A 14,072-nucleotide genomic window follows, 5' to 3' on the forward strand; every position below is an offset into this window, starting at 1 on the left:
GCTTGCGGCCCGAACCTTGGCCACACAATGCGTGTCTCCTCGCTGCGATTAGCGGACACGGTTTGCGCTGATTGTTTAAACGGCAAAATTGGGTGGAAAGCGCAACGAGAGGCTATCTGAGACCCTCAGGTCTACCCTGTTGATGCAGAGGCTTTGCCTTTGGAGTATGCCAGAGCCAAGCGAAACACTGCCCAAGCGGGAGCGAGCCATGCTGCTGCGATCAAACACAAGGCGAAGTCGGGCTGGTAGAGTTGGAGGGTTGCGATCGACCCGCCGAATATGTTCGGCAGTGTCGAGATCAGGAACCATGAAAGACCGAGCATCGCCGCCAGTGGGAACCAGAGGCTGAGCTTGCCGCTCATGCTCTCCCTTTTCGCAATCAAAGCTGATCTTCCTCTCCAGGAGACGAAGGCGAACAGCACGAACAGTGGGGGCAAGATCGCGATTGAGAGATAGGCGACCTTCGGTCCCAAACGTGACCCGTCATCATCATGAGGTTGGCCCAAGGCTCGCGCCCCAACGCCACCTATTAGGTACCACGTATCCGCAAAGCCCAAACCGCCATTGGCGTTGACCAAAACCACCACGCCTTTCTTTTCAGCGGGTCTGAAGGAGGCCAGCGCTTCGGCCCCGGGCACCAATCCGGTGTGATAGACTGCCCCGCGATCAGCATCGATCGACCAGCCCAGTCCGTAGAAAGGCGAGGCCGGACCCGATGATGTTACCATCGCCGTCTTTTTTTCGGCCGAGAGGATGTCGTCCTCGCCGTTAAGCCACATGGCTAAATAGCGTCCCATATCCTCCGCGCTCGCCACGATCCCGCCAGCCGGGGCGTTGATCGGATAGCCTTCACCGCTTCCATAGGCACGGACACTGCCAAACCACGGACGATGCCCAGTTGCCAAGCCGGCAGGATTGGGTCCGCTCACCACAATGCTGCTTGTCATTCCAAGGGGTTTGAAAATCCGTTCGTCGATGTAGTCCGGGTAGCGTTGGCCGCTCTTTTCCTCGATCACCGCTCCTAAGATCTGATAGTTTGCGTTTGAGTATTCCCAGACCACGCCCGGCGCATTGGCGGGGCCCATTTGCGCAAGCTGCTCCGCATATTCGACAAGTCCAAACTGCGATGCATCGGCATTGCCATGTAGGTTATTGCCCTGAACGGTCGAAAACCCGCTTGTGTGGTTCAGGAGCTGGCGCACAGTCACGCCGCGTGCTGGCCCTGTCGCGAAAGCGGACAGGTGCTGCGAGACAGAGTCATCCAGCGTGAGCTCTCCGGCTTCGACCAGCTGCATGATGGCGAGCGCTGTAAAGCTCTTGGTGACCGATCCGACCGGGAACAGCGTTTCGGAGGACACGCTCTCGCCGCCTCCTTTGGTCCGTTCGCCGAAAGCTTTTGTGGTGATCTCTCCGTTTTCCACTCGCGCATAGGCGAGCCCCGGTGCTGCGCTTTGTGGAAGCTCTGCTTCTACAAAAGCATCTATACGAGAGCTGGTCGTGTTTGCTGAAAGGGCCGAGGCCAGAAAAAACAAAGCTCCGAGCGTCCAGCCCTTCATCATGCTCAAATCCCCCTATGGGTTCGAAGCTAGTCGACTGGACCCGAAAACGAAACGGGAAGGTCAGAAAGGCTCGGCTCCAACTGAACTGCTTCTCACATTGCGACGAAATGCCGGCCTGAGCCTAGATGACCGCAATTAGGGTCTCAAGCGGACCAAGCAGACATAGGAAGTCTGCGAAGAAAGCCCCGGAAACTCGGGCCTTCGCTTCTGCAACCAGATATTCCGCTCCCCGTCACCTTGCCGACATTTTCCTACTCACGGACGAACTGCTAACCGGCGCAGTGTTGTTTTACATTGTCGGCGTTTGAAAAACCCAAGTCGCGCGGCCCCAAGGTCACACTTTGCATGCTCGCACAGTGACGCTTGGACCTGCAAGGGTCACACTTTTGGCGCCAGAGTGACGCCTTTGCTTACTAGGGTGACGCTTCGCCAGCTTTCGGCCCTGGACCGTGTAACATGCGGTCCACTTCCAGGGCGCGAAAGGCTGGAAAAGTCAGTTGCCGATGGCGATCACTCGCCCGACGGATCGACGAAGTTGCCCGCGCCGACATTGGCGTTCACGACGCCGCCGTCGATCGCGATGGTGGTGCCGACGACATAATCGCCTGCACGGCTGAGCAGATAGATCGCGCCGCCTGCCATGTCCTCGGTCACGCCGACACGCTTTGAAGGGATGCCGCGCTTGACGAGGTCTTCGTTGTCGCGCGCGGCCTTGTTCATCGAACTCGGGAAAGCGCCCGGGCCGATGCCGTTGACGATGATGTTGTCGTTCACCAGCTCTGCGGCCATGCGGCGGGTGAGGTGGATGAGGCCAGCCTTCGATGCCTGATAGGGATAGGTCGGCCACGGATTGGTCTTCATCCCGTCGATCGAGGCGATCATCAGCACCTTGGCCGGACGCTCGGGCGTGCCGGCGGCCTTGAGCAGGCCGTGCAGCTTCTGGGTCAGGAAGAACGGCGTCTTGACGTTGAGGTCCATCGTGCGGTGCCAGCCCGCCTCGCTGAACTCGGTGAAGGGTTCGCCCCACGCAGCGCCTGCATTGTTGACGAGGATGTCGAGCTTGTCCTCGCGGCTCGCGATCTCGTCGGCAAGCTGCTGGATGCCATCCATCTGGGAGAGATCTGCGACAAGGCCGATGACCTTCTCGCCAAGCTCAGCGGCGGTTTCGTCGACCTGCTCCTTCTTGCGGGCGACGATGTAGACCCGCGCGCAACCTGCAGCGAGCAGTCCTTCGACGATCATCTTGCCGATGCCGCGCGATCCGCCGGTGACAAGAGCGATGCGGCCTTCGAGGCCGAAAAGTGAATTGATGTCCATGCTTCGTAAACTCCTCAGTACCCGCTCAGCTCGGCAACGCGGCTGGCGTGGAAATAGGCATCGCCCAAGAACTCCTGCAGCGCACGGTCGCGCTTCATGTAAAGGCCGATGTCGTATTCGTCGGTCATGCCAATACCGCCATGCATCTGCACGCCTTCCTTGACCGCGAGCCCGGCTGCCTTGGCGACCTTGGCCTTGGCGACCGAGATCATCAGGTCGGCGCGCTCGCTGTCGGCGTCGAGCAATTGCTGCGCCTTGATCGTGGCGGCGCGGGCGATCTCGACTTCGGAATAGAGGTGCGATGCGCGGTGCTGGAGCGCCTGAAACTCGCCGATGACCTTGCCGAATTGCTTGCGCTGCTTGAGGTAGTCGACGGTCATGTCCATCGCCCCTTGCGCAACGCCGACGCCTTCGGACGCTGCACCCACGCGGCCTGCTTTCAGCATCGCGTTCAGGATCTCGCGCCCGCCATCGACTTCGCCGATGACTGCATCGCCATCGAGCATGGTCCCGTCGAACTTCGTGTGTGTCGCCATCGAGCTGTCGACGAGGCGAACGCTGTCGTGGCTCATGTTGGCCGCATCCTTGGGAACGGCGAAGAGCGTGATGCCATCCTCGTCATCGTCTGCCCCGCTGGTGCGAGCGGCGACGACCAGCATGTCCGCGCTGGCGCCGTGGATCACGAAGCTCTTGGAGCCGGTCAGCTTGAAGCCGTTGCCCGATTTCTCGGCGCGGGTGGTTATGCGGTCAGGGCGGTGCTTGGCGGTCTCGTCGATGGCGACGGCAAAGACGCTCTCGCCTTCGATCAGGCCCGGGAAATAGCGGCCCTTCATGTCCGAACTGCCGTGACCGAGCGCAGTCGCGGCGAGTACGGATGATGTCAGAAACGGCGATGGCGTCAGGTTGCGGCCGATCTCTTCAAGCACGATCCCTGCCTCGACATGGCCCATGCCCAGCCCGCCATCATCCTCGGCAACCAGCATGCCGGTGAAGCCCATTTCGGCCATCTGCTTCCACAGACCGTGGCCAAAACCGTCCTTACAATCGCGGTCACGCCAGTGGCGCAGCTGCTTCGCGATGTTGCCTTCTTCGGCCATGAAGCCGCTGGCGCTGTCGGCCAGCATGGCCTGATCTTCGTCGTGAAAAAGGGGCATTTCAGGGTCCTCGAATTTGTCTTCTTATTGCTGTGAAACCGCGTTGGACAGCCAACGGGTCAGCTTGATTTTGTCGATCGGGTCGTTGAACAGGAGGTAGGCGCCATCGAAGCCGCGCCCTGCCAGTTTCACTTCGAAGAGCGTCCCTGCATCTACCGAAACGACATCAATCGACGCTGTGCGGATGAAGCTGATGATCGAACGCTTCTTGAACAGGCCTGCATTGTTGACGAGTATGAGGCGGAGGTTGGTGAAGGCCGCGCCGCCGCTTTCGCCACGGGTCGCGATCTCTATTTCCTCACCATCAAGGAGCAGTGGGTTTACCTGCTCGATGGTTTCCCCACCGCCCGTCTCATCACCAAGAGCTGCTCCCCAGAAATGCGAGAGCAGTATGTTTGTGTCGCCCACGGCTTACGACCCCGGCAGTTCGAGGATGCGCTTCGAAATGACGTTGAGCATGACTTCCGAGGTTCCGCCCTCGATCGAGTTTGCCTTGGTGCGGAGCCAGTTGCGCGAGGGCTTGCCGCCGCTCGTTTCTTCGCTTTCCCATTCAAGGCTACGCGAACCGCCTGCGCTCATCATTAGTTCGTGGCGGCGCTTGTTCAGCTCGGTGCCGACATACTTCATCATGTTGGGCTGAGCCGGGTGGCCCTTGCCCGCTTTCATCTCGTCCATGAACTTTTCGGCCATGGCGGTGAAGGCGAGCGCGTCGACGTCGAACAGCGCAAGCTCGCTGCGCAGGATCGGATCGAGGTCGTCGCCGGTTTTGCCCGCATGGCGCTTCATGGCAGAGCCGATGGCTGCGGTGCGTTCACCGCCGCCCATGCCCGAAATCATCTCGCGCTCGTGGCCGAGGAGGTACTTCGCCACGTCCCAACCGCGACCCACCTCGCCGACATGGCCGGGAACGTCCTCGCCGTAGGACTTGGGTACTTTCACGTCGTCAAAGAAGGTTTCGCAGAACGGGCTGTTGCCGCTGATCAGCAGGATCGGCTTTGTCGAGACGCCCTCACCCGCCATGTCGAACAACATGAAGGTGATGCCCTTGTACTTGTCGTTCTTGTCGGTGCGGACAAGGCAGAAAATCCAGTCGGCCTGATCGGCGTAGGAGGTCCAGATCTTCTGACCGTTGACGACCCAGTGGTCGCCCTTGTCTTCGCCATAGGTCTGCATCGAGACAAGGTCCGAACCGCTGCCCGGCTCCGAATAGCCCTGGCACCAGCGGATTTCGCCGCGTGCGATTTCGTTGAGGAAGCGCTTCTTCTGGCCCTCGGTCCCGAATTGCAGAAGCGCAGGGCCGAGCATCCAGATGCCGAAAGATGAGAGCGGCGGACGCGCGCCGATGCGGCTCATTTCCTGACGCAGGATCTTGGCCTCGGGTGCGCTGAGGCCTGCACCGCCATACTCCTTGGGCCAGCTTGGCACGGTGTAGCCCTTGTCGCGGGCGGCTTCGAACCATGCCTTTTGCGCATCGTTCTTGAAGGTTGCATTGCGGCCGCCCCAGTAGACGTCATCGTCCTCGCGCACGGGTTGGCGCATTTCTGGGGGGCAATTGGCTTCAAGCCATTCTCGGGTTTCCTGACGGAAGGCTTCCAGATCGGTCACAGTTTGGTCAGCCATTGGAGGCGACTCCTCTCTCTTGTCTCTCGCGGGATAAGTTGACGCTTACGTTATCGTCATTTGCCCATGCGCCGCAAGCACACTTCGCGTGTGCTTGCATGCCGTAACGTCATCCGGATTACGTTGACGCAAGCCTCATTGCGATTAGGTTGCAATTGAGGATGCAAGAGAGGGTAACAATTAATGAGATTCGCCGGAAAAACGGTAATCATCACGGGCGCGGCATCGGGCATCGGCCTTGCCACTACGCAGCTTTTCGCCCGCGAGGGTGCTACCGTTTTTGCAAGCGATATCGACAGCGTCGGCGGTGAAAAACTGGCGGCGGAGAGTGAGGGCGATGTCCGCTTCGTCCATAGCGACGTCACCGACCCCGCTTCGATCAAGGCCCTGATGGACAAGGCTGCGAGCGAGACAGGCGGCATCGACACCGTCTTCAACAATGCAGCAGCGGGCGGCGCGCGCCCCGGCATCGACGAGATCGAGCCTGAAGAATGGGACATGACGATGGACCTTGTCCTTCGCTCGGTCGCATTCGGCATCCGCTATGCCGTGCCGCACATGAAGGGGCGAAAAGGCGCGAGCATCGTCAATGTCTCCAGCGTCGCAGCAGTCGGTCCGGGCTATTCGCCGACCGCCTATGCCGTTGCGAAAGCGGGCGTTCTTCACCTGACCAAGTGTGCCGCTGCCGATCTGGCCCAGCACGATATCCGCGTGAACGCGATCCAGCCCGGCTTCATCAACACCAACATCTTCACCTCCACGCTCGAAATTCCGGACGAGATGAAGACGATGGCGAACGCTGCCATCGCGCAGCTTTCCTCCAACGCCCAGCCGGTCAAACGCGGTGGGCAGCCCAATGACATTGCCGAAGCGGTGGCTTATCTCGCAAGCGAGGCTGCGAGCTTCGTAACCGGCACGTCCCTCATCGTCGATGGCGGGATCACCATTGGCCCGAGACATTGCTGGGACCCGGAGGAAGAGACGCTGTTTGCCGGGCTCGAAGCGATGGAAGAACAAGCCAAGGCCGCCGCCGCTGCTGATGCGGCAGGCCAGTAATGGCGTTTACGCAAGGCAAGCTTCCCGGTCGTCTCAAGCTGATCCACGGCTTCGGCGCAGTTGCGTTCGGGGTGAAGGATTCCGGTTTCTCATTCTTCCTGCTGATCTTTTACAATCAGGTGCTCGGCATGGATGCGCGGTTGGTCAGCCTCGCTTTGCTGATTGCGCTTCTGGTCGATGCGGTGATTGACCCGATCATCGGCAACCTCTCCGACCGCACTTACACCCGCTGGGGCAGGCGCTTGCCGTGGCTCTACATCGCGCCCATCCCGCTTGCAGTGGTTTGGGTGATGCTGTGGTCCCCGCCGGGGGGCGAAGCGCCGAGTTTCTATGGCCTCGTCGGCATCGCCATCGCGGTACGCATTCTGCTGTCAGCCTGCGAAGTGCCTTCGGTCAGCCTCGTGCCTGAAATCACGCAGGATTATGACGAGCGTACCACGCTCTTCCGCTATCGCTTCCTGTCGGGTTGGCTTGGCGGGCTCTTGATGATGGCGCTCGCCTACACCGTCTTCATGCCGGGGGCGGACGGGCTCCTGCAGGAAGAGGGTTACATTTACTTCGGTGCGTTCGGAGCCGGGCTGATGGCGATTTCGGTGATCGGGTCGGCTGCGGGCCAGCACTACCTTGTCGCCCACCTGCCCGAGCACAAGCCGCCACCTTTTTCATTGAAGGGCGCGTTCGCCGAGATCTTCGATGCGTTCTCTGAGAAAAGCTTCCTGATCTTCGCCGCGGGCGCGCTCGCGGCATATATCAGCCAAGGGATGACGTTCTCGATCCTCAACTACCTCAACCTGTTCGTCTGGCAGTTGAAGGAAAACGAGCTGATCCTGTTCCCGGCGACACTGTTCCTGTCCGTAGTGCTGATGTTCGTCATCGTCGGCCCGATGCACCGCAGATGGGGCAAGGCCCGCTCAGCCGCAATTGCCGCGCTGGGCGCGCTGCTGATCGGTTTCACGCCCTACGCGCTGCTGCTTGCCGGTCTGTGGTTCGAGCGCGGCACGCCTGCTTCGACCTATGGCTATTTCGCGTTCCTTCTGTTCGGCAACACGCTGGGCGTCGTGATGATGATTTCGGCCACCTCCATGATCGCGGAGATTGTCGAAGCCTTCGAAGAACGCACCCACCGCCGCGCCGAGGCTGCTTTTTATTCGGGTAACTGGCTGATCCAGAAATGCGCCACCGGAGCAGGCATTTTTCTGACCGGGCAGATTATCGGCCTTGCACAGCTTTCGACCGACGCCGATCCCGGCTCGGTACCCGGCGCGGTGATTAACGACATGGTGCTCTACTATGGCAGCGCCTCGATCGTGCTCGCACTGCTCGCGGCATACTGGCTCGGCAGCTTTCCAATCGGACGTGAAGAGCACGAGGCGCGGCTCGAACGCCTCCATCGTCGGCATGCCGGCAAGGATGAAGGCGTGCCACTGGGAGGCAAGACCATCGGAGACGCCGCGCGCGCCGACCCCGATGCCCATTCGGTGATTTGATCGGCAAAACTTACCCTTGGCGCAGCTTACCGGCTCTGCCACGGTCGATTTCAACAGATTCGGTTTCAGATAAGGACGAGAGAGGAACACCCCCATGGATTTCGAACCCACAGAACGCCAGGCCTATTGGCGCGACCGCGTGCGCAATTTCATCGAAAAGCACGTGCGTCCCAACATGGACACCTACAAGCAGCAGGACGCCGAGGGCGACCGCTGGAAGGTGATCCAGATCATCGAAGACAAGAAAGCCATCGCCAAGGACGAAGGCATCTGGAACCTGTTCATGCCCCCGCGCAATGACAGCCACCACCATGTCGACGACACCTTCGAATTCGAAGGTCCCGGCCTCACCAACCTCGAATATGCGCTGTGCGCAGAGGAAATGGGCCGCATCGGCTGGGCATCGGAAGTCTTCAATTGCTCCGCTCCCGACACCGGCAACATGGAAGTGTTCCACCGCTACGGCACGCGTGAACAGAAGGAAGAGTGGCTGCGTCCGCTGATGAACGGCGAAATCCGCAGCGCCTTCCTCATGACGGAGCCTTACACGGCATCCTCGGACGCGACGAACATCGAGACCCGGATTGAGCGCGACGGCGACGAATATGTCATCAACGGCCGCAAGTGGTGGTCGTCGGGCCTTGGCGATCCGCGCTGCAAGGTCGCGATTGTCATGGGCAAGACCGACTTCGAAGCCAAGCGTCACGCGCAGCAATCGATGGTCCTCATGCCGATCGACACGCCCGGTGTGAACGTGATCCGACACCTGCCCGTCTTCGGCTATGACGATGCACCGCACGGCCACATGGAAGTCGAGATGAAGGACGTGCGCGTCCCTGTCTCCAACATGCTGCTGGGCGAAGGTCGCGGTTTCGAGATCGCACAGGGGCGCCTCGGCCCGGGCCGTATCCACCACTGCATGCGCACCATCGGCGTTGCCGAAGAAGCGCTGGCGAAAATGTGCCGCCGTCTGCAAGAGCGCGAAGCGTTCGGTAAGCCGATCTACAAGCACTCGGTCTGGGAAGAGCGCATTGCGCGTGCCCGCATCGACATCGACATGACGCGCCTCCTGTGCCTCAAGGCCGCAGACATGATGGACAAGGTCGGCAACAAGTCGGCCAAGCAGGAAATCGCCATGATCAAGGTGCAGGCCCCGAACATGGCCCTCAAGATCATCGACGATGCGATCCAGGCCCATGGCGGCGGCGGCGTGTCCGAGGATTATGGCCTCGCGAGTGCCTACGCTCACCAGCGCACGCTTCGCCTTGCCGATGGTCCCGACGAGGTCCACGCACGCTCGATCGCGCGCATGGAAATCGGCAAGCACGCACCGCAAGAAGGCCCGACCGCTAACGCCCTTCGCGATGGTGGCGGCGCTGCGAACGATGCAGGCGCGTTCAGCTCGGGCGACATGGGCGTCGCTCGCTAAGCCACACGTAAAGGCCCGCAAGGGCGCGAGAGGGGAAGCCAAAGATGGCAAAAGCAGCAATCCTGGAGCAACCGGGAGAGGGGCTAGTGATCGGCGAGGTCGAATATTCCGACCCCGCCCCTCACGAAGTCCTGATCGACACCAAGGCGTGTGGCCTGTGCCACTCCGACCTACACTTCATCGACGGTGCCTATCCGCATGCCCTGCCCTGCGTGCCGGGCCACGAAGCCGCTGGCGTCGTACGCGCGGTGGGCAGTGAAGTGCGAACGGTGAAGCCGGGCGATCACGTCGTCTCGTGCCTTTCCGCCTTTTGCGGAACCTGCGAGTTCTGCGTGACGGGCCGCATGGCGCTGTGTCTTGGCGGGGCGACCCGCCGGGCCAAGGGCGATGCCCCGCGCATGACCCGCGCGGATGGTTCACCGGTTGCCCAGATGCTCAACCTCTCGGCCCTGTCCGAGCAGATGCTGATCCACGAAAACGCCTGCGTCGCGATTGACAAGGACATGCCGCTGGACCGCGCTGCCGTCATCGGATGTGCGGTCACGACGGGCGCTGGCACGATCTTCAACGCATGCAAGGTGACACCGGGTGAAACCGTGCTGGTCGTCGGCTGCGGGGGCGTGGGACTTGCCACGATCAACGCAGCCAAGATCGCTGGCGCTGGCAAGGTCATCGCGGCCGATCCGCTTCCCGAAAAGCGCGAACTCGCAAAGGTTCTGGGCGCGACCCACACGGTCGATGCGCTTGCCGACGATGCGGCAAAGCAGATCCTCGAAATCTCGGGCGGCGGCGTCCACTGGGGGATCGAGGCTGTGGGTCGTCAGGCCTCGGCAGACCTCGCGGTTGCTTCGCTGAGGCGCGGCGGGACGGCGGTGATCCTCGGCATGATGCCGCTCGACTGCAAGGTCGGGCTGGGCGCGATGGACCTGCTTGGCGGCAAGAAGCTGATGGGCGCGATCATGGGGATGAACCACTTCCCGGTCGACCTCCCGCGCCTCGTCGATTTCTACATGCGCGGACTGCTCGACCTCGACACGATTATTGCTGAGCGCATCGGGCTTGAGGATGTGAATGCCGGGTTCGACAAAATGCGCGAAGGGAGCCACGCACGCAGCGTGGTCATGTTCGACTGATGGACATTGATTTTGACAAGGAAATGGTCGGCACGGTCGAGGTCGAAGAGCGCGACAAGCTCGACCTTGAAGCTCTGACCCAGTGGTTCGAGGCCAATGTCGAAGGCTTCGCCGGGCCGATCAGCTACACCAAGTTCAAGGGCGGGCAATCCAACCCGACCTACAAGATCGAGACGCCAGAAACGAACTACGTCCTGCGCCGCCAGCCCTTCGGCAAGCTGTTGCCGTCGGCCCACGCGGTGGACCGCGAATATGCAGCGATGACGGGCCTTCACCCGACCGGCTTTCCGGTGCCCAAGACCTATGGCCTTTGCGAAGATGCCGAGGTTATCGGCTCGAAATTCTTCGTTATGAGCATGGCTGACGGTCGCTCGCTGTGGAACGGCGCGCTGCCGGGGATGGAGCCGGAAGAACGCCGCGCCCATTACCACGCGCTGATCGACACGATGGCCGACCTGCACCTCAAGAAGCCTGCCGAAATCGGGCTTAGCGATTATGGTAAGCCGACCGATTATTGCGCGCGCCAGATCTCGCGCTGGTCGAAGCAGTACAAGCTCTCCGAAACAGAGCACATGCCCCAGATGGAGCGGCTGATCGAATGGCTGCCCGAGACGATCCCGCCACAGCATGAAAGCTCTGTGGTGCATGGCGACTACCGGCTCGACAACGTGATTTTTCACAAGACCGAGCCCCGCATCATCGCAGTGCTCGACTGGGAGCTGTCGACGCTAGGCGATCCGATTGCGGATTTTAGCTACCTGATGCTCAACTGGTTCCAGCCTGCAGACGGGCGCGCGGGGCTGCTTGGGCTTGATCTGGGCGATCTCGGCATTCCCACTGTCGAGGAAGCGGTCGAACGCTATGTTGCGCGCACCGGTTATCCCGTGCCGCCGATGGATTGGTATTTTGCCTACAACCTGTTCCGGCTGGCGGGCATCATGCAGGGCATCAAGAAGCGTGTGATCGACGGCACTGCCTCGTCTGCACACGCCAAGTCGATGAGCGAACGCGTTGCGCCGTTGGTCGAGCGCGCATACATGTTTGCGCGCGATGCCGGGATGCCTGAATAGAGCGGGTGGCTAGAACGCAGCGCCGATGCTGAGCAGCGCGCCGATATCGCTTGGCGCGCTCTCGATATGGCCGGGCTCCTGTCGATAATAGACGCTGGTCGAAATGCGCGCGGAGCCGATCCAGCCGCTCCAGTTGAGCTCGCTCATCAGCTCGCGCCCCGCAGGCGCAAGATTGAGCGACTGTCGGCCAAGGATCGCGCTTTCGGTCGCATAGTCATAGGCAACAGGCAGGTCGAAATTGAGGGCCCCACCGGTCACGCGCAGCGGCTGGCTGACGCGCAATCCGATGCTGTCATGGTGCTGGAACAGGCCTGCTTGCGTCAGGTCGATCGACCAGCCCTGCGTCTCGACCTGCGAGCCTGCACCGATCAGAGCCGAGCCGCGCGGGCGGGTAAAGCCAGCGCGATACGCACCGCCCAATCGCCAGCGTGAGCCGATCCGCTGCACCAGTCGCCCGTCGAGGAAAACGCTATCCGCGCCCGAAATGCCGAATGCGGGATTGAAGTACCCGCCGAGCAGCGTCTCTTCTTCTGCGAGCCACGACATCGCGACGCTCGCATCAAGCCCGCCCCAGCTGCGATCGGCGGCCAGCGCCATGCTGGTGGTCGCGCGCCGCTCGCGCACGCCGAACAGAACATCGCTCGCCCGGCGGTTTTCGCCGAGCCATGCGCGTCCGCGCTCTCCCGATATTGTGAGGCCCCAGTCGCCGAAGGTTTGGCGCGTGGCGAAAGCAAACTGGCTCTCTTCAAGAAAGCCAGCGTCACGGCCCGCTTCGGGTGCGATCATGAAGGCAGCGCGGTCCGAACCCTGCATCTGCGCGACAAGGCCCGATGCACTCTGGCGGAAGGCCACGCCAAGCTGTGTATCCGGCGCGATCCGGGCCGCCACGCGTGCAGCCAGCACCCGCGCGCCCTGCGCATCCTCGGGCGACAATTGCAGCGCCTGCGTCCAGCCGACACCTGCCGCGCGGTTCGTCTCTCCCACCGTCACCGCAAGCGAAAGCGCCGGGCTCGACGCTGCGCTGGTATAGCCGCCCCGCTCGACCGCGCCGCGAAGCCTTTGAACCTGCGCGGCGTTCTGCGTGCGCCCGCCGAAGCTGAAGCTATAAGCGCGATCATACTGGTCGGTGACGATCGTGCCGAGCGAAGCGCCCGACAACGCGTCACCCATCGCCGCCGATCCAATCGCAAAATCGTCAGCAAGGCCGAGCGCGTTTGCCGTGCCCGCGAGCGTTGTGGTCCCTGCTGGCTGAAAAGCGCGGGCGATGTCGAGGATGCCCGTTCCGAACACTCCGTCCGTACCCGTCGCGCCCGCATCGCTCGCGCTGGTGAGCAGGATTTCGACGATTTCCTCTCCGGTCAGATTGGGAAAGGCCTGCGCCAGCAGCGCCACTGCGCCTGCGACTTGCGGAGTGGCGAAACTCGTGCCTGAAAACAGCGTCACGAACTGCGAACCGTCGATGGTTTCGACGAAGATTTCGCCATCCTGATAGACGCAGCAAATCCGCTCTCCCCGGGCGCTAAGAAACGAGGCTGCAGAGGTTCCAGCGCGGTTGCTGAAGCTGGAAAAACCGCCATTGTCGTCAACCGATCCGACGATGATTACGTTGCCGCCGCCTGCATCGAGCAGGCTGGTTGCGAAGGGATCGGGCTGGTTCGGGTCGATGTCCGGATCATCGCCCCCTCCCCCATTTCCCGCCGCGACGACCACCACGATTCCGGCATTGGCTGCGCGCGAGATCGCGCCGCGAAGGGCCGCCGATGCGGTTCCTCCTCCAAGGCTCAGGTTGATGACCGCCGCCCCGCTTGCAATCGCCTGGTCCACTCCAGCGGCGATATCGCGGTCGGTGAAGGAGCAACCGAGCGTCGGGTCCTGCGGCGTGTCCGTCCCGCACGAGCCGGGCATGTCGGCACGTAGAGCGAGGACCTGCGCATCGAAGGCGATGCCGAGGATACCTTCGTCATCGCGCGCGGCGGCCGCGACCATGGCGACATTGGTGCCGTGGTCATCCTCTGGATCGATCCCGCGATTGCCAGCGACGTCGCGCGAATCCGGGTGGATGCGCCCTGCGAATTCAGGGCTGTCGGAATCGATGCCGCTGTCGATCACCGCGATGATCTGTCCCTCGCCCGTCGCACCATCCTGCCATGCCGCAATCGCGCCGTGAAAGTCCGGCCCGTCCGAACGGCGAAACTCCGCCGTGTCGAAATTGGTCGATGGCGGAGGAGGCGGCGGTGGCGGTGGAGG

11 protein-coding genes are annotated in these 14,072 nt (G+C 61.7%); 5 read left to right on the forward strand and 6 right to left on the reverse strand.

Features of this window, described 5'->3' with window-relative positions:
* Window positions 1-131 precede the first annotated feature (131 nt).
* The 5 genes from NAP1_RS09790 to NAP1_RS09810 all read right to left on the reverse strand — a co-directional run bounded on the left by NAP1_RS09790 (window position 132) and on the right by NAP1_RS09810 (window position 5,635).
* Window positions 132-1,559, reverse strand: a complete 1,428-nt coding sequence (locus NAP1_RS09790) for a serine hydrolase (RefSeq protein WP_007165127.1) — start codon at window positions 1,557-1,559, stop codon at window positions 132-134.
* Window positions 1,560-2,069: 510 nt separating this feature from the next.
* Window positions 2,070-2,876 carry an SDR family oxidoreductase gene (locus NAP1_RS09795; RefSeq protein ID WP_007165128.1) on the reverse strand — a complete coding sequence of 269 codons (807 nt, stop codon included), beginning with the start codon at window positions 2,874-2,876 and terminating at the stop codon, window positions 2,070-2,072.
* 14 nt (window positions 2,877-2,890) lie between these two features.
* Window positions 2,891-4,030, reverse strand: coding sequence for an acyl-CoA dehydrogenase family protein (locus NAP1_RS09800; RefSeq protein WP_007165129.1), 1,140 nt, complete (start codon window positions 4,028-4,030; stop codon window positions 2,891-2,893).
* Window positions 4,031-4,054: 24 nt separating this feature from the next.
* Complete coding sequence (locus tag NAP1_RS09805; protein ID WP_007165130.1) at window positions 4,055-4,438, reverse strand: PH domain-containing protein; 384 nt, start codon at window positions 4,436-4,438, stop codon at window positions 4,055-4,057.
* Window positions 4,439-4,441: 3 nt separating this feature from the next.
* A complete protein-coding gene (locus NAP1_RS09810) occupies window positions 4,442-5,635 on the reverse strand; it encodes an acyl-CoA dehydrogenase family protein (RefSeq protein ID WP_040464906.1) in 1,194 nt (397 codons plus the stop codon).
* A gap of 198 nt (window positions 5,636-5,833) precedes the next feature.
* Here NAP1_RS09810 and NAP1_RS09815 point away from each other — a divergent pair, with 198 nt between their 5' ends.
* From NAP1_RS09815 to NAP1_RS09835, 5 genes are all read left to right on the forward strand, one after another.
* Window positions 5,834-6,706, forward strand: coding sequence for an SDR family NAD(P)-dependent oxidoreductase (locus tag NAP1_RS09815; protein ID WP_007165132.1), 873 nt, complete (start codon window positions 5,834-5,836; stop codon window positions 6,704-6,706).
* Window positions 6,706-8,193: an MFS transporter gene (locus NAP1_RS09820; RefSeq protein WP_007165133.1), complete on the forward strand. Its 1,488-nt coding sequence runs from the start codon at window positions 6,706-6,708 to the stop codon at window positions 8,191-8,193. The genes NAP1_RS09815 and NAP1_RS09820 overlap by 1 nt, the downstream gene beginning before the upstream one ends.
* A 94-nt stretch (window positions 8,194-8,287) precedes the next feature.
* Complete coding sequence (locus NAP1_RS09825; RefSeq protein ID WP_007165134.1) at window positions 8,288-9,622, forward strand: acyl-CoA dehydrogenase family protein; 1,335 nt, start codon at window positions 8,288-8,290, stop codon at window positions 9,620-9,622.
* Window positions 9,623-9,666: 44 nt separating this feature from the next.
* Window positions 9,667-10,755 carry a Zn-dependent alcohol dehydrogenase gene (locus NAP1_RS09830; protein ID WP_007165135.1) on the forward strand — a complete coding sequence of 363 codons (1,089 nt, stop codon included), beginning with the start codon at window positions 9,667-9,669 and terminating at the stop codon, window positions 10,753-10,755.
* Window positions 10,755-11,825, forward strand: coding sequence for a phosphotransferase family protein (locus NAP1_RS09835; protein WP_007165136.1), 1,071 nt, complete (start codon window positions 10,755-10,757; stop codon window positions 11,823-11,825). Before NAP1_RS09830 ends, NAP1_RS09835 begins: the two co-directional genes overlap by 1 nt.
* Window positions 11,826-11,834: 9 nt before the next feature.
* Here NAP1_RS09835 and NAP1_RS09840 read toward each other — a convergent pair.
* On the reverse strand, window positions 11,835-14,072 hold a 2,238-nt coding region (locus NAP1_RS09840), incomplete at its 5' end, for a S8 family peptidase (protein ID WP_007165137.1).

Source organism: Erythrobacter sp. NAP1, assembly GCF_000152865.1.
Taxonomy (GTDB): Bacteria; Pseudomonadota; Alphaproteobacteria; order Sphingomonadales; family Sphingomonadaceae; genus Erythrobacter.